The sequence below is a fragment of the uncultured Ferrovibrio sp. genome (assembly GCF_937960835.1).
In the GTDB taxonomy this organism is placed as follows: Bacteria; Pseudomonadota; Alphaproteobacteria; order Ferrovibrionales; family Ferrovibrionaceae; genus Ferrovibrio.
The window spans coordinates 1-18,893 of the sequence record NZ_CALGPC010000002.1; the positions used below are offsets into that span (position 1 = coordinate 1).

Sequence of the window (18,893 nt, forward strand, 5' to 3'; positions counted from 1 at the left end):
GCGACCACCGAGATCTACACTCTTTCCCTACACGACGCTCTTCCGATCTATGCCGCAGCTTCGCTATTTCTCACCATAGAATACTCCGTATGCGGCATGCACTCGGAACGACGGAGTGCAACCGGGGCGGTATGCATTTTGCTTCTGAAACAGCGGAGATGCTGCTTTCAGTTCCGGCGGGATGGAGTCAGTGGCGGGGTTGAGTATCTTATTGGTTGACGAAGACCCGGAGCGCGCGGTCATCCTTACCGAAGCTCTGCAGGGACAAGGCTATAAACTGGTAGCACGCCTGGCACCCCGCGACCTCAGCGCCAGGAAAGTGCAGGAAATCGCACCCGACGTGATCATCGTCGACATGGAATCGCCCAGCCGCGATACCATCGAAAGCATGCGGCAGATCAACGCCGACCAGCCGCGCCCGGTGGTCATGTTCGTCGATCAATCCGATGAAGGCATGATCGAACAGGCCATGCAGGCGGGCGTTTCCGCCTACATCATCGACGGTTTGAACGTGAAGCGCGTGAAGCCGATCCTCGATGTGGCGATCGCGCGTTTCCGCGAATTCCAGGCTCTGCGCGATGAGTTGAAGAAAACAAAAGCGACCCTGGCCGAGCGTAAACTGATCGACCGCGCCAAGGGTTTGCTGATGCGCGAGCGCAACCTGTCGGAAGACGAGGCTTATGCCGCTTTGCGCAAGCTGGCGATGGACCGGCAGCAGAGGCTGGTGGACGTAGCGGAGGCATTGCTGGCCTTTGCCGATGTGCTGAAGAAGAAGTAGGCTGCACAATCCTGGCGCAGCTTCGCTTATTAAATGTGCAGCACGGCAAGTCATCTTTTGTGGCATGCGCGGCTTAATGCTCGTGAATCCTTGGAAAAGCACACCGTGTTACATTTGGCACAATTCCTGCTCTGAGTAATCGCGACAGCTCGCTGCAATGACGCAGCGGGTGACCGATCCCAGCAAATGCCTCCCCAGGCCGTGCTGTTCGTCGGTCGCAATTGGACAAGGGCGTCCTGCAAGAGGTCTCAGCCGAGACCTTGTTGCTGGGCGCTTTTTTTATTGGCCGCAACGACGGCCGAGCAGGGACGGAGAGTGACATGGGTGAGAAGAAGACCTTCAAGGTGAGTCGCCGTCAGCTGATCAAGGGCGCAGGCAGTGCCGCTGCCCTGATGGCCGCAGCGCGGCTGCAGTTTCCCTCCGGCGCATTTGCGCAGGCCGCAGGTCCGGAAGTGAAGGGCACGAAGCTTGGCTATATCGCGCTGACCGATGCGTCGCCGCTGATCATCGCCAAGGAAAAAGGATTCTTTGCCAAATACGGCCTGCCTGACATGAGCATCGAGAAGCAGGCCTCCTGGGGCGCCACGCGCGACAATATCGAGTTAGGCGAGGCGGGTGGCGGCATCACCGGCGCGCATATTCTCACCCCCATGCCTTACCTGATTTCGTCCGGCAAAGTCACCAAGGGCAATGTGCCGGTGCCGATGTACATCCTCGCGCGCCTGAACCTGAATGGTCAGGGTATTTCCGTGGCGCAAGCCTATGCCGGCATGGGCGTGACCAAGGATGCCAAGGCGCTTGGCGCTGCCTTCAAGAAAGCCAAGGCGGAAGGCAAGGAACTGAAGGCCGCCATGACTTTCCCGGGCGGCACGCACGATCTGTGGATCCGCTACTGGATGTCGGCAGCCGGGATCGATCCCGACAGGGACATTGCGACCATCGTCGTGCCGCCGCCGCAGATGGTGGCGAACATGAAGGTCAATGCGATGGAGGCCTTCTGCGTTTGCGAGCCATGGAACCTGCAGCTCATCCATCAGAAGATCGGCTTCACCGCATTGATGACCGGCGAATTGTGGAACGACCATCCCGAGAAGTCGCTCGCGCTGCGCGCCGACTGGGTCGACAAACATCCGAAGGCTGCCAAGGCGATCCTGATGGCCACTCAGGAAGCGCAGCAATGGTGCGACAAAATGGAGAACAAGGATGAGATGTGCACGATCATGGGTGGCCGCGACTGGTTCAAGGTCCCGGTCAAGGACATTCTCGATCGTGCCAAGGGCGTCATCGATTACGGTGATGGTGGCCGCAAGGTCACCGTGGGCGTCGAAAGCCCGCTGATGATGAAGTTCTGGCGCGACTTCGCATCCTATCCCTTCCAAAGCCACGAACTCTGGTTCCTCACCGAGGATATGCGCTGGGGCTATCTGCCCACCGATTTCGACGCCAAAGGCCTGATCAAACAGGTCAACCGCGAGGACCTCTGGCGAGAGGCCGCCAAGGGGATCGGCGCCAGCGACGCAGAGATTCCGAAATCCACCTCGCGCGGCAAGGAAACCTTCTTCGATGGCAAGGTCTTCGATCCGGAGGATCCGATGGCCTACCTGAAGAGCCTTGCCATCGCACGCGTGTAATGCCGGCGCAAGACGGGGAGAATTCCATGGCGATCAAAGCTGATGTCTTGAAGATGGACCTGGGCAGCGAGGGTTTCCTCGCTGCCTTGATGCCGCGCGTGTTGGGCGGCTTGCGCTACGTGGCGACCCGAGTGCTGCCACCTGTCATGTTTCTTGCCTTGATTATAGGCGTCTGGGAAATCGCCTGCTCTGGCCCGGATGCCACCTTGCCGCCGCCTTCGGTGGTCATCGAAGATACGTGGGTTCTGATCAGCGATCCATTCTTTGATAAGGGCAATCTGGACAAGGGCCTGTTCTGGCATCTGGCATCCAGCCTCAAGCGTGTCGCCATCGGCTTTGCACTTGCCGCCAGTATCGGCATCGCGCTGGGGGTGTTGATCGGTCAATCCACGTTGGCCTTCCGCGGCCTGGACCCGATTTTCCAGGTGCTTCGCACTGTGCCGCCGCTGGCCTGGCTGCCGCTCTCGCTCGCCGCGTTCCGCAACGCCGATCCATCGGCGATCTTCGTCATTGCGATCACAGCGATCTGGCCGATCATCCTCAACACGGCGGTCGGCATCCGCAACATCCCGCAGGATTATCGCAACGTTGCCCAGGTGCTGCGGTTGAACGGCTTTGAATATTTCTTCAAGGTGATGTTGCCGGCCACTGTGCCGTTCATGTTCACCGGGTTGAAGATCGGCATTGGCCTGTCGTGGCTGGCCATTGTCGCGGCCGAGATGCTGATTGGCGGCGTCGGCATCGGCTTTTTCATCTGGGATGCCTGGAACAGCTCGCTGATCAGCGAAATCATTCTCGCCCTGATCTATGTCGGCCTCGTCGGCTTCATGCTGGACCGACTGATTGCCTTCATCGGCAATCGTATCGGCGGCTATGCCCAGCAGTAAGGCGGCAGCGATGGCACGACGTCCCGCCAAGACCAAAGCTGCACGGGCAGCCACGCTGGCGGCCCCGACAGCCATGCGGATCGGTTTTATCGCCTTAACCGACTGTGCCCCGCTGATCGTGGCAAAGGAGAAGGGATTCTTCGCGCGCCACGGTCTGGATGTGACGCTGGTGCGGGAGCCTTCTTGGGCAAATATGCGCGACAAGGTCGCGCTGGGCGCCCTGGATGCGGCGCATATGCTGGCCCCTATGCCGCTGGCTGCAACCTTGGGCGCCGGCGGCTGGAAGAAGCCGCAAATCACATCTTTTGTCCTTAACCTCAACGGCAATGCCGTCACCATCTCGGCCAAGCTGTGGGACCGTCTGGTCGAGGCAGAGCCGGCCTTGCTGTATGCCAGGCAGGAAAGCGCCAATGTCCTGCGCCGTGTAATTGCGGCCGACCGCAAGGCCGGCCGGCCGAAGCTCACCTTCGCGACGGTATTCAATTATTCATCACATCAGATCCAGCTCCGTTATTGGCTGGCTTCAGCTGGCATCGACCCTGATCGTGATGTGAATCTGGTGGTTGTGCCGCCACCGCAGATGACCGACCGGCTGGCAGCAGGCGAGATCGACGGTTTCTGCGTGGGCGATCCGTGGAATTCGCTCGCCGTGCTGCGCGGCGTCGGGCGCATCCTGATCTCCGGCTACGAAATCTGGAACAACCGCATTGAAAAGGTGATCGGCGTCAACCGGGATTGGGTGGAGCGGAATCCACTGGTCCATAAGGCGATGCTGATGGGGTTGATCGAGGCTGCCGAATGGCTCGATCGTCCCGAGAATCGTCTGGAAGGCGTCGAGATCATGGCCAAGCCCGATTATATCGGGCCGGAGGCAGCGGAGGCGATCCGCTTGGGCATGCTGGGTGTCGTTCGATACGGCCTGGATGTCAGCCCGGAAGCCATGCCGGACTTCTTCGTCTTCAATCGCTACAGCGCGAATTTCCCCTGGCGCAGTCAGGCGGAATGGTATCTCACCGAGATGCAGCGCTGGAAGCTGATCGATCCCACAATCGACGTCGCCGCTATAGCCGACTGCGTCTATCGCACCGATCTCTACCGTGAAGCGGCCGCTGCGCTCGACCGGCCGTTTCCACTGATCGACCGCAAGCCGGAAGGACTGCATGCTGGGCCTTGGACGCTGGCCCAGGCCAGCGCGCCGATTACCATGGGGGCGGACCTTTTCTTTGACGGCTCCTACGTCTCTTCGGCGCGGGCGATGTCGACAGCTGCCCGCATGAATGCGGAGCCATCCGCAATCGCAATCCGCCGCCCCAGTGCCAACCGCTAGGCCAATCGATAGGAGTGCCCCATGAGCGCTTATCTGAGCTTTGAGAATGTCGGCATGATCTTCAAAGGAGCCAATGGCCCGTTCATCGCTCTGCGGGATATCGAGCTGAAGATCGAACGCGGCGAATTCGTCGCGCTGATTGGCCATTCCGGTTGCGGAAAATCCACCTTGCTCAACATCGTGGCCGGCCTGCTGCGCGCCACAACGGGCGGCGTGCTGCTGCAGGGCAAGGAAGTATCGGAGCCGGGGCCGGACCGGGCCGTGGTGTTCCAGAACCACTCGCTTCTGCCTTGGCTCAGCGTCTATGACAACGTCCGCTTGGCAGTCGACAAGGTCCACGGCAGGACAAAGACCTCTGCTGAGCGTGATGAGTGGACGCGTCACAATCTGGCGCTGGTCGGCATGGACCACGCGCTGGAGAAACGGCCGCAGGAAATATCGGGAGGCATGAAGCAGCGTGTCGGCATTGCTCGCGCGCTGGCGATGGAGCCGAAGGTCCTGTTGCTGGATGAGCCATTCGGTGCCCTGGATGCGCTGACCCGGGCCACTCTGCAGGACACGGTGATGGAGTTGCAGGCCAAGCTGAAGAACACCGTCATCATGATTACCCATGACGTCGACGAAGCCGTGCTGCTGTCGGATCGTGTGGTGATGATGACCAACGGGCCGGCGGCCACCATCGGCGAGGTGATGGAGGTAAAGTTGCCGCGGCCGCGCAACCGGCTGCAGCTCGCTTCCGATCCGGAATACAACCGCTGCCGCCAGCAGATCCTGGAATTCCTGTATGCGCGGCATCGCGCTCCGGCCGCTCACGCAGCCTAAAAAATATTCAGGAGGACGTCGTGAAGGGCATGCAATGCAATAGGAGTACGGCTCATGGCTGAAAGGCTGCTGATCGTGGGCAATGGCATGGCGCCGGGCCGGATGTTGGAGCGGTTGCTGGAGATCGCACCCGGCAGATACGACATCACCATCTTTAATGCCGAGCCGCGGGTAAATTACGACCGCATCATGCTGTCGCCCGTCTTGTCCGGCGAGAAGACCTATGAACAGATCGTTATTCATGGCGATGGCTGGTACATCAGAAACGGCATCACCCTGCACAAGGGAACGCGCGTCACCGGGATCGATCGTGTCGGCAAAACGATTACCACCGATAACGGCCTGGTGGAGAAGTACGACAAGCTGGTGATCGCCACCGGCTCCGTGCCGTTCATCATCCCGGTGCCGGGCAACAATCTGCCCGGCGTGCTGACCTATCGTGATCTCGACGATGTCGATGCCATGATCCTGGCGGCCAAATCTCGCGACAGGGCGGTTGTCATCGGCGGCGGCCTGCTGGGATTGGAAGCGGCGGCGGGTCTGGCCGAGCAGGGGATGAGCGTCACCGTCGTGCATCTGATGCCGACGCTTATGGAGCGTCAGCTCGATGCCAATGCCGGCTATCTCCTGAAGAAGGCCATCGAAAGCCGCGGCATCAAGGTGCTGACCGGCGCGAATACCAAAGCCATTACTGGCAACGGCAAGGTGCAGGCGGTCGAGCTGGAGGATGGCACAGTTGTCCCCGCAGATCTGGTGGTGATGGCAGTAGGCATCAGGCCCAATGCCGCGCTGGGCAAAAAGGCAGGCCTTGCCGTCAATCGTGGCATCATCGTCGACGATCAGTTGCGCACCTCAGACCCGGACATCTTTGCTGTTGGAGAGTGCGTCGAGCATCGCGGTATGACCTATGGTCTCGTGGCGCCGCTCTATGAGATGGCTGGTGTATTGGCGAAAACTCTGGCGGGAGAGCAGGCGGCCTATCACGGGTCCGTTATGGCAACCAAGCTGAAGGTAACTGGCATTGATCTGTTTTCCGCGGGCGATTTTGCCGAAGCGAAGGATCGGGAAGAAATTGTGCTGCGCGATGCCGGGCGTGGCATCTACAAGCGCCTGGTGCTGAAGGATAGCCGCATCATCGGAACTGTTTTGTATGGCGATACCGCCGATGGGGCTTGGTTCTTTCAGTTGCTGCGCGAGAGGAAAGATATCTCCGAAATGCGCGATACATTGATCTTCGGCCAGGGCTATGCTGGAGGGGCCCCTCTGGACCCTACGGCGGCCGTTGCAGCCTTGTCGGATGACGCAGAGATCTGCGGCTGCAACGGCGTGTGCAAAGGCAGGATCGTTGCCGCCATTCAGGAGAACGGTCTGAGCAGTCTGGAAGAGGTGCGGGCCGTCACCAAGGCTTCGGCCTCCTGTGGCTCGTGTACCGGACTGGTGGAGAAGCTGATCAGCTTTACGCTGGGCGACGCCTATGCGCCCTCGACTTCCAAGGCGGCCTGCGGCTGCACCGATCTCAGCCACGACGAAATTCGCCGCCTGATCGTCGCCAAGGAGCTGAAATCCATTCCAGCAGTGATGCAGGAACTGGAATGGAGGACTTCCTGCGGCTGCAGCAAATGCCGGCCGGCGCTGAACTTCTATCTGCTGGCAAGCTGGCCGGGGGAATATACCGACGACAACCAGTCGCGTTTCATCAACGAGCGCGCGCATGCGAATATCCAGAAGGATGGCACCTATTCGGTGGTGCCGCGCATGTGGGGCGGCATGACCAGCGTCAGGGAGCTGCGCGCCATCGCCGATGTGGCCGAGAAGTACAATATCCCGACCATAAAGATTACCGGCGGCCAGCGGATCGACCTGCTGGGGGTGAAGAAGGAAGACCTGCCTGGCGTCTGGGCGGATCTCAATGCCGCCGGCATGGTCTCCGGCCATGCTTACGGTAAGGCCTTGCGCACGGTGAAGACCTGTGTCGGCACGGAATGGTGCCGGTTTGGCACTCAGGATTCCACCGGACTTGGCATCAAGCTGGAGAAGTTCACCTGGGGGTGCTGGACGCCCCATAAGGTGAAGCTGGGCGTTTCTGGCTGCCCGCGCAATTGCGCCGAAGCGACGGTCAAAGATATCGGCATCGTCTGCGTCGATTCCGGCTACGAGTTCCATATCGGCGGCGCGGCCGGGTTGGAAGTGAAGCAGACCGTCCTGCTCTGCAAGCTGGAGACGGAAGAAGAGGTGCTGGAATATGCCGGCGCGCTGATGCAGCTCTATCGCGAGCAGGCGCATTACCTTGACCGTATCCATAAATGGCTGAACCGGGTTGGCCTGGAGACGGTGAAGCAGCAGATCGTCGAGGATCACGAACGCCGCCGCGCTCTCTTCGCCCGTTTCGTGTTCGCTCAGAAATTCGCCCAGGTCGACCCCTGGGCCGAGCGCGTCAACGGCGCTTTTGCCCATGAGTTCAAACCCCTGGCAGATCTGTGCATCGCGCAGGCAGCGGAGTGAAAGGGCACGAAGATGAGCAATGAATGGCTCGATATTGGCGGTCTGGACGACATCCCTCGCCGTGGCGCCCGCGTGGTGAAGACCGTACGCGGCGACATCGCGATCTTCCGCACCGCTGACGACAAGGTCTTCGCCCTGGATGACCGTTGCCCCCATAAGGGCGGGCCGCTGTCTCAGGGCATCGTCCAGGGGAATGCCGTTACCTGTCCGATGCATAACTGGGTGATCAGCCTGGAAACCGGCGAGGCCCAAGCCCCCGATCAGGGCTGCGCCCGCACCATAGCGGTGAAATTGCAGGGTGACCGCATTCTGCTTTCCTGGCCTGGTCTTGCGGTTCAAGCGGCCTGACCTGCAATGATCGACGCATCGCCATTTGAGGTCCGCACCACCTGTCCGTACTGCGGCGTGGGATGTGGCTTGCGGGTGAGCGTGGACCGAACTGGAGCGGTGACCATCCAAGGCGATGCGGATCACCCGGCCAATTTTGGACGACTTTGTTCAAAGGGATCGGCTCTGGGAGAAACGGTCGGGCTTGAGGACCGGCTGCTTTACCCGCTGCTGAACGGCAAACGGGTCACTTGGGAGCGAGCGCTGGATCATATCGCGACCCGATTTAAGGAAACGATCGCCGAGCACGGACCGGACGCTGTTGCCTTCTACATATCCGGGCAGTTGCTGACTGAGGATTACTACGTCGCCAACAAGCTGATGAAAGGTTTCATCGGCACCGCGAATATCGATACGAATTCACGCCTTTGCATGGCCTCGGCTGTGGCCGGTCATAAGCGCGCTTTTGGTTCCGATACCGTGCCTGGGATTTACAGCGATCTGGAATTGGCCGATCTGGTCGTCCTGGTCGGATCGAATCTTGCCTGGTGCCATCCGGTGCTGTTCCAGCGGCTGACGGAGGCCAAGGCAGCGCGACCGGAGATGAAAATTGTCGTCATCGATCCGCGCCGCACAATGACGGCGCGGGCTGCAGACCTGCATCTGCCGCTGAAGCCCGGCTCTGACGTGGCCTTGTTCAATGGCTTGCTGGCGCATCTTGCGGACAATGGCCAGATCGATGGCGAGTATGTCGCCCGCCATACCAATGGCCTGGACGCTGCGCTTGAGGCAGCGCGGGCACTTTCTTTGCCAAAGATATCATCCATCACGGGACTATCGGCGACGCTGCTGCGGCAGTTCTACGAGCTCTTTGCGCGCGCCGAACGAGTCGTCACCGGATTCTCGCAAGGCGTGAACCAGTCGAGCAACGGCACAGACAAGGTCAATTCCATCCTCAATTGCCATCTGCTGACCGGCCGCATCGGCCGTCCCGGCATGGGGCCTTTCTCGATCACCGGACAGCCGAACGCGATGGGGGGACGGGAAGTCGGCGGCCTTGCTAATCAGCTTGCCTGCCATATGGAGCTGGATAATCCCGATCATCGCCGGATCGTGCAGGATTTCTGGCGTTCCCCAAAAATCGCCAACCGTCCGGGACTCAAGGCGGTCGATCTGTTCCAGGCGTTGCGCGATGGCCGGGTGAAAGCGGTCTGGATCGCCGGCACCAATCCGGTGGACAGCATGCCGGAAGCAGATCTGGTGAAGGCCGCTCTGCGCACCTGTCCGCTCGTGGTGGTGTCCGATGTGGTTCGCCATACGGATACGGCGGCGCATGCACATGTGCTGCTGCCGGCTGCTGCCTGGGGTGAAAAGAATGGCACCGTAAGCAATTCCGAGCGCCGCATTTCGCGCCAGCGCCCGTTTCTGCCGTTGCCAGGTGAGACAAAGCCTGACTGGTGGATCTTTGCAGAAGTTGCCCGGCGCATGGGATGGGTGGATGCTTTCGCCTACCGGCATCCCGTCGACGTGTTCCGCGAATATGCCGCTTTGTCAGGCACTGAGAATAACGGTAGCCGTGATTTCGACATCTCCGCCTTGAGTGGAATAACGCAGCGGGACTATGACACGCTGCAGCCGTTCCAGTGGCCCTTGGTGAAAGGTGCCCAGCCCGGCCAAAGGCGTTTTTTTGCCGACGGGCAATTCTTCACGTCAGACCGGCGTGCACGCTTTGTTGCCACACCGTGGCGGACACCAGCCTCATCAACAAATGAGACCTGCCCACTGGTGGTGAATACCGGACGCATCCGCGATCAATGGCATACCATGACCCGCAGCGCCCGGTCGGCACGGCTGATGAGCCATATCGCCGAGCCTTTCGCGGAGCTTCATCCAGAAGACGCAGCCTCGCGCGGCATCACGGCGGCGTCACTTGTTGAGGTGGAAAGCCTGCATGGCCGCATCGTCGTGCGTGCCCTGATCAGCGAGGATCAGCAGAAGGGATCGGTCTATGTGCCGCTGCACTGGACAGACCAACTGGCGGCGCAAGCACGGGTGAATGTCGTGGTCGCGTCCCATGTCGATCCGGTCTCTGGGCAGCCTGAACTGAAGTTTACACCCGCGCAGGTCTGGCCTTATGCGGCAAGCTGGTATGGCTTTGCGGTCCTTGTGCAGCGGCCGGCATGGATTGCGGCTGGATACTGGGCCCTGGCGCGTGCGAAGGGCGGCTGGCGCGTTGAGATGGCCGGCGAAAGGCGGCCGGAGAATTGGAGCGATTTCGCGCGGCAGCTCTTCGATGATGCTGCGACACACGAAGTGCTGGCTTATCACGACAGCGCCACGGATCGTCATCGCTTTGCACTGTTTCATGGCAATCGCCTGCGTGGCGTGCTTTTCGTAGCGCCCGAACCCGTCCCGGTATCGCGGTCCTGGCTCGCTGAGCAGTTAGAAAATGAGTTCTCGGCTCCCGCAGACAGGCTTCGGCTGCTGGCCGGCCGGGCAGGGGCGGAAAGCCTCGATCGCGGCGCTATTGTCTGCACCTGCTTCGATATCGGCGCCAATCAGATCGCCGAGGCCATCAGGGCAGGCTGCGCCACGGTGGAAGCGATAGGCGAGACGGTGCGGGCTGGCACCAATTGCGGCTCCTGCCGTAGCGAAATCCGGAGAATGCTCGATGGCGCGCGGATTCAGAAAGCCGTCTGAAGCTGCAGTACCGCGGATCGGAAAGCTGGCCAAGCTGCCGCTTTTCTTCGATCTGCGGGGCAAGCGGGCCCTCGTAGCCGGTAATACGCCAGCAGTAGCCTGGAAAGCAGAGCTGCTGGCTGCAGCCGGCGCAGCCGTGCAGGTTTATGCGGCCGAACCTTGTGCCGAACTGCAGAACCTCGCTGACACAGTTCATCTTGTTCGCCGCTGCTGGGAAGAGGACGACCTGTTCGGTGCAGCGATCGCGGTTCTGGCGACGGAAGATCCGGACGAAGCAAAGCGGTTCCAGCAGATCTCCCGCGCCGTAGGCGCGATCTGCTCCGTCATTGACAAGCCGGTATTTTGCGATGCGCAGTTCGGCGCCATCGTCAACCGTTCGCCCGTTGTGGTGGGCATTTCCACGGATGGTGCCGCTCCCGTACTGGCGCAGTCCATCCGCCGCCGTATCGAGACGGTGCTGCCGGCCAGCCTTGCCGCATGGGCTAAACTAGCGCAGGCGATCCGCCACCGTGTCATCGCCGTCATCCCCGATGCCAGCCGACGCCGTTTGTTCTGGGAACGGTTTGCCGACCTTGCCTTCACGCGACCGGCTACCCGCACGCCCGATGAGATCATAACTACGGCCATGCAGATGCCGTCACACTCTGGCAGTGTCACTCTCGTCGGCGCAGGTCCCGGCGATGCGGAGTTGTTGACACTGAAGGCCATGCGCGCCTTGCAGGCAGCGGATGTCGTTCTGTTCGACGACCTCGTCTCTGACGACGTTCTCGAACTGGCGCGCCGAGAGGCCAAGCGGATGCTGGTTGGCAAGCGCGGCAACGGGCCAAGCTGCAAGCAGGAAGAGATCAATGAACTGATGATCAAGCTGGCCCGGCAAGGCAAGCGCGTCGTGCGCCTAAAAGGCGGCGACCCGATGATCTTCGGCCGTGCCGGGGAGGAAATCGCTGCCCTGGAAGCCGCAGGCATTCCGGCGTCGGTAGTGCCAGGCATTACGGCTGCTGCTGCTGCTGCTGCGGCCAGTCTTGGCGTTTCGCTCACGCATCGTCATGCTGCCCATTCTGTGCGGTTTGTCACCGGCCATTCGCGGGATGGCGCGCTGCCCGACGATCTCGACTGGAAGGGGCTTGCCGATAGCGAGACCACGCTGGTCTTCTATATGGCGGGACGGACAGGACCGGCGGCTGCACAGCGATTGATGGCGGAAGGGCTGTCGCCGGGCACACCGGTCGCGATCATGGCGGCTGTCTCCCGGCCTAATGAGGGACGCTGGCTCGGCCGTCTGGATCAGGTCGGCATCGGACTTGATCAGATTGGCCAGGACCGTCCGGTTTTGCTTGGTATCGGGGCTGTTTTCGCGCAGGCGCGCGAAGAGGCCATGTCCGGCGATCCGGTTTGGGCTGCAACCGCCTAAAGCATCCGCCCTTCGACCAGTATCCGCCCCTTCGCGTCTTCCACCTCGATGACATAAAGGTCTGGGTCGCGGTGGACGGCCTTCTCGATCAGCGCCTCGGCGGCCGCCTCGTCCAGATGCTCCTGTCCGCCCAGCCGCAGCCAGCCGGCACGGCCTTCCGCATCGCGGGCCTGGCTGAGCAGGATGGCCTCTTGCGGCCCGAGGGCAACCTTGAGCATGACAGCGCCAGCATCAGGATCCCCGCTGCGGCGGATATAGGCGGGAATTGCTTCCTGATCGTATCGGCGCAGGATGGCTTGGACGAGAATCCGGGCTTTCAGGCGTGGTTCACTCATGAGCGCATGCTGACCGCAGAACGGACCGTTGGGAAGTCTTTTGCCCCAGCTGAGTGCGGTGGCGGCGCGGCGCGACTGCTGATACAGTCGTGTTTACGACAGGGATAGTGCATGAACCAGGTCAGGCTGCAAGCCGAAACAAAAATCGCGGCCAAGCGGACACGGGCGGACACGCTGCGCCAGCGCATCGCCGACGAAATCCTCGTCGGTAAACTGCCGCCTGGAACCCGCCTCGAGGAACAGGATCTGGCCGACCGCTTCGGGGTATCCCGCACGCCGGTCCGCGAAGCGCTTAAGGCTTTGGTCGAGACCGGACTGGTAGACATCCGCCCCCATCGCGGTGCCGTCGTGGCGACACCGAGCCGGCAGCATATGCGCGACCTGTTCGAGGTCATGCGCGAACTCGAAGCGATCTGTGCGCGCTACGCCGCGCAGCGGATGACCTCCGCCGAACGCAAAAAGCTGGCCGACCTGCATGAGCAATCCCGCCAGATGGTCCGGGATGGCGAGGTCGAGGCTTACGCTGCGCTGAATGTCGCTTTCCATAGCTGTATCTTCGAGGGCACGCACAACACGGCCCTGGTCGAGAATTCCACGGCTGTGCGGCGGCGCCTATCGCCTTTCCGCCGTGCCCAATTCCGGCTGGTCGGCCGCCTGGCCAGTTCCTTCGCCGAGCATGAGAGCGTCGTCAACGCGATCCTGCGGGGCGATGCCATCGCGGCTGAACAGGCGATGGCCCGCCACATCAGCGCGGCCGATATCACTATCGAGGAATTTACTCGCTGACGACTGATTTGGCGGCTTCGTCACGGGCGCGCACGCGTTCGCGATGCAGCACATACAGGCCGCTGGCGACCACGATGACGATGCCGACCTGCGCCAGCAGATTCGGCAGATCGCCCCAGATCAGGAAGCCGAACAACAGCGCCCAGATCAGGGCCGTATAGCGGAAGGGGCTGACGGTGGCGAGATCGCCATGCCGGAATGCATCGACGATCAGCAGATAACCGGCAATCAGGAAGAAGGCCGCGCATACGATCAGCAGATATTCGCGCAGTCCGATATCGGCCCAGCCTTCGAAAGCCACCATCACAAGGGCCCCCAGCATAACCATCACTGCGTTGGTCAAGGTGATCACCAAAGAGGGGATCGATTGATCGATATTCCGCGTGGTCAGGTCGCGCGCGACGATGAAGATGACAGAGCCGACGGCGAGCAAGGCATAGGCGTTGAAGCCTTCGGCCCTCGGCTGCACGATCAGCATCACGCCGATGAAGCCGACGATCACCGCGGTCCAGCGCCGCCAGCCCACCGGCGCCCGCAGGAAGACCGCCGCGGCTGCCGTCATGGCCAGCGGCGTGGCCATGTTGATGGCGGTGACATTGCCGATCGGCATATGGAACAGTGCCAGAAGATAGAGAAGGGTCGCGAGGATATCGAAGCCGCTGCGGGCAAGCACGACGGCATTGATGCTGCGCCGCAGATGAGCGGCCTGGCCGGTGAGATGGATCAAGCTGAGGATCACCGCGGTGGCGATCAGATTGCGGATGGTGACGAGCTGTCCCGTCGGTGTGGTGACGCTGGCCAGCTTGATCAGGGCATCGTTGCTGACGAAGGCCGCCATGCCGATCAGCATCGATGCCACGCCGCGCGACGTGCCATGGCCAAGGATTTGCGCGTAATAGGCGCCGGGCAGGGTGGCAATGCGGGCGGGGCTCATTCGGATTTTTTCTGTTTGGACGATTTGCGGCACACTAGCCCGCCCGGTGTCTTTGGGAAATGGGTGTTCACGCAAAGCTGTCTTGACGCAGACGCAGACCCGCCCAAGCTGGTAGTCATAGCTGTGACCCGGGCTGTAAGCAGGAGGCCGCTGATGTGGTTCACCGTACCGCGCCATAAAATGGAAATGCCGCCGCGTGACCGTGCCTTGCCGGGGCGCGCCATGCCCATGCCTGTGCCGGCCCAGCATTTCGTCAATGGCCGGCCGCTTCAGCCCCCGTTTCCGGAGCAGATGGAAATGGCGCTGTTTGGCCTTGGCTGTTTCTGGGGCGCGGAGCGGAAATTCTGGCAGGCCCCGGGTGTTTACAGTACTGCAGTCGGATATGCGGCAGGCTACACGCCGAACCCGACCTATGAGGAGGTCTGCAGCGGGCTGACCGGCCATAACGAGGTCGTGCGGGTGGTGTTCGATCCCGCCGCGATCACTTACCCGGAATTACTGAAGATTTTCTGGGAAAGCCACGACCCGACCCAGGGGATGCGGCAGGGCAACGACATTGGGACGCAGTACCGGTCAGGGATCTATGTCTATTCACCGGAGCAGCGCCGCCAGGCCGAAGCATCGCGGGAGATGTATCAGAAGGCGCTGACGGCCGCCGGGCGAGGGCGGATCACGACCGAGATCCTCGACGCGCCGGAATTTTACTATGCCGAGGATTACCACCAGCAATATCTGGCAAAGAATCCAAATGGTTACTGCGGTTTGGGCGGCACAGGCATAAGCTGTCCGATCGGTACGGGAGTGGAGGTGTAGAACATCTTGTCATTTCACCATTTCGCCGTATAAAATCCGGCTATGGACGAAAGTGACAGGAAAATTTTACGGTTTATTCAGGAGAACGGCCGCAGCTCTTACGCCGAAATCGGGGCTGTGGCGGGCCTGTCCGTTTCAGCCGTCAACGAGCGCCTGAAAAAGCTGGAAAAGCAGGGCGTTATCGCCCAGTGGGGCGCCAGGCTCGATCCCGTGGCGGCTGGCTGCGGGATTTTGGCCTTCGTCTATGTGATGATTGAGCGGCCCGAGCATGAGGCCGCTTTCCTCACCCTGGTCCGGGACGAGCCGGCCATCTTGGAATGCCATCATGTTACCGGTGACTGGTCTTACCTTCTGAAGGTCCGGGCCGGCAGCCTGAAGGCGCTGGAGGATCTTCTAGCGCGCCGCATCAAGGCGCTGCCTGGCATCCCGCGCAGCCAGACGTCCATCGTTCTGTCCTCCGCCAAGGAAACCGCGGCCTTGCCGATCCCAGATACCGTAGGATGAGCGCAGAAGGGGAGCTGTTTTTACGGGGAATCCTGCTCGGGCTGGCGGTTGCTGCGCCCGTCGGACCGATCGGCGTGCTATGCATCCAGCGCAGCCTCGCTGGCGGATTCTGGACTGGATTCAGCGGCGGAATCGGCACCGCGCTGGCGGATGCAGTTTATGCCGCGCTGGCGGCAGCTGGCTTCGCCTTTTTCGTTGAGAATGCCGGTGTGGCGGGCATTTGGCTGCGTTGGATCGGGGCGGCTTTCATCGCCTGGCTGGGGTGGCGGACATTCACGGCGCCCTTGGAATCGCGAGCCGCTGCGGCGCCGAAGACAGGCCTGCCCTTGCGGCTGCTGGGGGTTACCTTCCTGCTGACGATCAGCAATCCTGCAACAATTCTTTCTTTCACAGCCTTGTTCGCCGGCCTCGGCCTGGCGGAGAACGCCTCGTTGCCTACGGCAGCCGCAGCCGTTGCCGGAGTTTTCATCGGATCGTTGCTTTGGTGGGCGTTTCTCAGTGGTGCCGCTGCTGCCATGCGGCAGCGCATCAATGATGAGTGGAAACGCTGGATCAACCGCATCGCCGGCGCCGTCCTGATGGGCTTCGCAATCACAGTGGTCCTGTAACCAAATCCTTGTCAGGCCGCCGCTGAATCGGCAATCTGCGCCTTCAGGTTGGCGCGATGTTGCGCCATTGAGGGGAGAGCATAGTAATGATGATGCGATGGAAAACGCTCACTGCAGCCGCCTTGCTTTCGGCGGGGATGTTGGCAGTGGCGCTGCCGGGACAGGCGCAGGAGCTCAAGATCGGCATCTCGACCGAACCGAGTGCGCTTGATCCGCACTACCATAATCTCGGCCCGAATAACCAGATGGCCTTCACCATCTTCGACACGCTGATCCTGCAGGATGACAAGCAGAAGCTGGTGCCGGGCCTCGCTGAGAGCTGGAAGACGATCGACGACACCACCTGGGAATTCAAGCTGCGCAAGGGCGTGAAGTTCCATGACGGCTCGCCGTTCACCGCCGCGGACGTCGTCTTCTCGCTGGCGCGTCCGGCCAAGGTTCCGAACAGCCCGTCGCCGTTCACGCTGTTCACCCGCTCGGTCGCCGAAGTCAAGGTGATCGACGATCATACGGTTCAGTTCATCACCAAGGCGCCGGCGCCGCTGCTGCCGACCGATTTGAGCCGCGTGGCGATCATGTCGTCCAAGGCGGCCAAGCCTGATGTTGCCGAGGGTATGACCACCGAGGCGCTCAGCAAGGGCGAAGGCCTAATCGGCACCGGTCCCTACAAGTTCGTCGAGTGGACTCGCGGCAATCGCATCGTCCTTGAAGCCAACAAGGATTACTGGGGTGGCAAGCCTTCCTGGGAGCGCGTGATCTATCGTCCGATGTCGAATGACGCGGCCCGAGTTGCTGCGCTGCTCGCGGGCGATGTCGACATGATTGAGAATCCGCCGCCGGCCGACCTGAAGAAACTGCGCGAGAATCCAAATGTGAAGATCAGCCAGGCGGTGTCGAACCGTCTGATCTACATCCATCTCGACAGCTTCACTGAGCCGACCGTTGGCATTCCCGACGCGAATGGAAAGAACCCGCTGAAGGACGTCCGCGTTCGCAAGGCGCTGTCGATGGCGATCAACCGCGAGGCGATCACCAGCCGCATCATGGAAGGTCTGGGCCAGCCCACCGGCGATTTCCTGCCCTATCCGATGTTCGGTACCCGTCAGGACGCCAAGCCGGAGAAGTATGATCCGGATGCCGCCAAGAAGCTGTTGGCCGAGGCCGGCTATCCGAATGGTTTCTCGATCACGCTGGGCACCCCGAACAACCGTTACATCAACGACGCGGAAGTCGCCCAGGCCGTGGCTTCGCAGTGGACCCGTATTGGCGTGAAGACCAAGGTGGAAGCTTCGACCGCCACCGTGTTCTTCAAGAATCGCGACGCTTTCGCCTATTCGGCTTACTTGGCCGGTTGGGGCGCCGGCACGGGCGAGATGTCCGACCCGCTGCGTTCGCTGGTTGCGACCCCGATCAAGGAGAAGGGCTTCGGCGGCACCAACAAGGGCCGTTACTCGAACCCACAGCTGGATGCGATCATCGAGCAGGCGCTTGGCACCGTCGACGACGCCAAGCGCGAAGCCCTACTGCAGCAGGGGTCGAAGATGGCGCTCGACGATCAGGCGCTGATTCCGCTGCATATCGAAGTGACGCCGTGGGCCACCCGCAAGGGGCTGAGCTACAAAGCCCGCGCCGACCAGTACACCTATGCGAATGGTGTGACGCGCGACTGACGCGTTACGCTAAACGGCCAGGGAAACGCCGCGGCATTGCCGCGGCGTTTTTTTCAGGAGATGAACTGCTCGTTCAGAATGCGCTCTTCGAGGTCATGACCGGCATCGAACAGCAGACGCAGGCTGATCTCCGGGGCTTCCCTCACTGTGACTTCGACGACGTCGCGCACTTCGTTGAAATCGGCGGTGGCTGAAACCGGCCGCTTGAAATAATCCATCACCTCGAACTTTACCGTCGCAGTCCGCGACAGCAGGGCGCCGCGCCAGCGCCGCGGCCGGAAGGCACTGATCGGCGTCAGGGCCAGCACGCCGGCATCGAGCGGCAGGATCGGGCCATGAGCCGACAGGTTATAGGCGGTACTGCCGGCTGGTGTCGCCACAAGGGCGCCGTCACCGGCCAGTTCGTCGATTCGCACCCGGCCATCGATGGAAATGCGCAGTTTGGCGATCTGCCGGGTCTGCCGCAGCAGGGCAACCTCGTTGATCGCCAGCGCTTCATGGACTGCGCCGGCCTCGGTGGTGGCCTGCATGCGCAGGGGGTGAATCGCTGCGGCATTGGCATTGGCCAAGCGCGCCGGCAGGTCATCTTCGTTGTATTCGTTCATCAGGAAGCCGACCGTGCCCTGGTTCATGCCATAGATCGGCAGATTCAGCTTCATGTAGCGATGCAGGGTTTGCAGCATGAAGCCGTCGCCGCCCAGGGCGACGATCACGTCGGCGGATTCCGGGGCGACGTGGCCGTAGCGGGCGGTAAGGCGCTCGCGCGCGACTTCCGCAGGCTCGCCTTTTGCCGCCACGAAGGCGATCTTGTTCAAGCTGGTCATGGCCGCAGTATAGCGGCGGCCATGGGGTGCGCCA

The 18,893-nt window shown here is 61.4% G+C and carries 17 protein-coding genes; 14 read left to right on the forward strand and 3 right to left on the reverse strand.

Translation table 11 applies throughout. The features are described from left to right. Nucleotides 1-211 precede the first annotated feature (211 nt). The 9 genes from Q0603_RS00890 (at nt 212) to cysG (ending at nt 12,385) form a co-directional block, all read left to right on the forward strand. The gene (locus Q0603_RS00890; RefSeq protein ID WP_298720630.1) at nt 212-778 is read left to right on the forward strand and encodes an ANTAR domain-containing protein; all 567 of its coding nucleotides are present in this window, start codon (nt 212-214) and stop codon (nt 776-778) included. Nucleotides 779-1,098: 320 nt separating this feature from the next. Further along, nucleotides 1,099-2,409 carry a CmpA/NrtA family ABC transporter substrate-binding protein gene (locus Q0603_RS00895; protein WP_298720633.1) on the forward strand — a complete coding sequence of 437 codons (1,311 nt, stop codon included), beginning with the start codon at nt 1,099-1,101 and terminating at the stop codon, nt 2,407-2,409. Nucleotides 2,410-2,435: 26 nt separating this feature from the next. Next, a complete protein-coding gene (gene ntrB / locus Q0603_RS00900; protein ID WP_298720636.1) occupies nt 2,436-3,296 on the forward strand; it encodes a nitrate ABC transporter permease in 861 nt (286 codons plus the stop codon). 10 nt (nt 3,297-3,306) lie between these two features. After that, nucleotides 3,307-4,623, forward strand: coding sequence for a CmpA/NrtA family ABC transporter substrate-binding protein (locus Q0603_RS00905; protein WP_298720640.1), 1,317 nt, complete (start codon nt 3,307-3,309; stop codon nt 4,621-4,623). Between the two features lie 21 nt (nt 4,624-4,644). Further along, a complete protein-coding gene (locus tag Q0603_RS00910) occupies nt 4,645-5,445 on the forward strand; it encodes an ABC transporter ATP-binding protein (protein WP_298720643.1) in 801 nt (266 codons plus the stop codon). Nucleotides 5,446-5,499: 54 nt separating this feature from the next. Then, nucleotides 5,500-7,947, forward strand: coding sequence for a nitrite reductase large subunit NirB (gene nirB / locus Q0603_RS00915; RefSeq protein WP_298720647.1), 2,448 nt, complete (start codon nt 5,500-5,502; stop codon nt 7,945-7,947). Between the two features lie 12 nt (nt 7,948-7,959). Then, entirely contained in the window at nt 7,960-8,295 is a 336-nt protein-coding gene (gene nirD, locus Q0603_RS00920; RefSeq protein WP_298720650.1) for a nitrite reductase small subunit NirD, read from the forward strand. Between the two features lie 6 nt (nt 8,296-8,301). Continuing rightward, complete coding sequence (locus tag Q0603_RS00925) at nt 8,302-10,974, forward strand: nitrate reductase (RefSeq protein WP_298720653.1); 2,673 nt, start codon at nt 8,302-8,304, stop codon at nt 10,972-10,974. Next, on the forward strand, nt 10,946-12,385 hold the full coding sequence (cysG, locus tag Q0603_RS00930) for a siroheme synthase CysG (RefSeq protein ID WP_298720656.1): 1,440 nt from the start codon (nt 10,946-10,948) through the stop codon (nt 12,383-12,385). The genes Q0603_RS00925 and cysG overlap by 29 nt, the downstream gene beginning before the upstream one ends. Here cysG and Q0603_RS00935 read toward each other — a convergent pair. After that, nucleotides 12,382-12,720, reverse strand: a complete 339-nt coding sequence (locus Q0603_RS00935; RefSeq protein WP_298720659.1) for a DUF1491 family protein — start codon at nt 12,718-12,720, stop codon at nt 12,382-12,384. The two genes, cysG and Q0603_RS00935, sit on opposite strands and share 4 nt — an antisense overlap. A gap of 111 nt (nt 12,721-12,831) precedes the next feature. Between Q0603_RS00935 and Q0603_RS00940 the strand changes: the two genes are divergently transcribed. Beyond that, on the forward strand, nt 12,832-13,506 hold the full coding sequence (locus Q0603_RS00940; protein ID WP_298720662.1) for a GntR family transcriptional regulator: 675 nt from the start codon (nt 12,832-12,834) through the stop codon (nt 13,504-13,506). Here the strand turns inward: Q0603_RS00940 and Q0603_RS00945 are convergent. Next, nucleotides 13,496-14,440 (reverse strand): DMT family transporter, encoded by a 945-nt coding sequence (locus Q0603_RS00945; RefSeq protein ID WP_298720670.1) that lies wholly within the window; start codon nt 14,438-14,440, stop codon nt 13,496-13,498. The genes Q0603_RS00940 and Q0603_RS00945 overlap by 11 nt on opposite strands. A 153-nt stretch (nt 14,441-14,593) precedes the next feature. On the opposite strand from Q0603_RS00945, the gene msrA reads away from it, so the two are divergent. The 4 genes from msrA to Q0603_RS00965 all read left to right on the forward strand — a co-directional run bounded on the left by msrA (nt 14,594) and on the right by Q0603_RS00965 (nt 18,035). Continuing rightward, nucleotides 14,594-15,253 (forward strand): peptide-methionine (S)-S-oxide reductase MsrA, encoded by a 660-nt coding sequence (msrA, locus tag Q0603_RS00950; protein WP_298720673.1) that lies wholly within the window; start codon nt 14,594-14,596, stop codon nt 15,251-15,253. A gap of 42 nt (nt 15,254-15,295) precedes the next feature. Then, on the forward strand, nt 15,296-15,757 hold the full coding sequence (locus Q0603_RS00955) for an Lrp/AsnC family transcriptional regulator (protein ID WP_298720676.1): 462 nt from the start codon (nt 15,296-15,298) through the stop codon (nt 15,755-15,757). Then, entirely contained in the window at nt 15,754-16,365 is a 612-nt protein-coding gene (locus tag Q0603_RS00960; RefSeq protein ID WP_298720679.1) for a LysE family transporter, read from the forward strand. Before Q0603_RS00955 ends, Q0603_RS00960 begins: the two co-directional genes overlap by 4 nt. Nucleotides 16,366-16,451: 86 nt before the next feature. Then, nucleotides 16,452-18,035, forward strand: a complete 1,584-nt coding sequence (locus Q0603_RS00965; RefSeq protein ID WP_298720681.1) for an ABC transporter substrate-binding protein — start codon at nt 16,452-16,454, stop codon at nt 18,033-18,035. Nucleotides 18,036-18,088: 53 nt separating this feature from the next. Here the strand turns inward: Q0603_RS00965 and Q0603_RS00970 are convergent, their stop codons facing one another. After that, complete coding sequence (locus Q0603_RS00970) at nt 18,089-18,859, reverse strand: NAD kinase (protein WP_298720684.1); 771 nt, start codon at nt 18,857-18,859, stop codon at nt 18,089-18,091. Nucleotides 18,860-18,893: the final 34 nt, after the last annotated feature.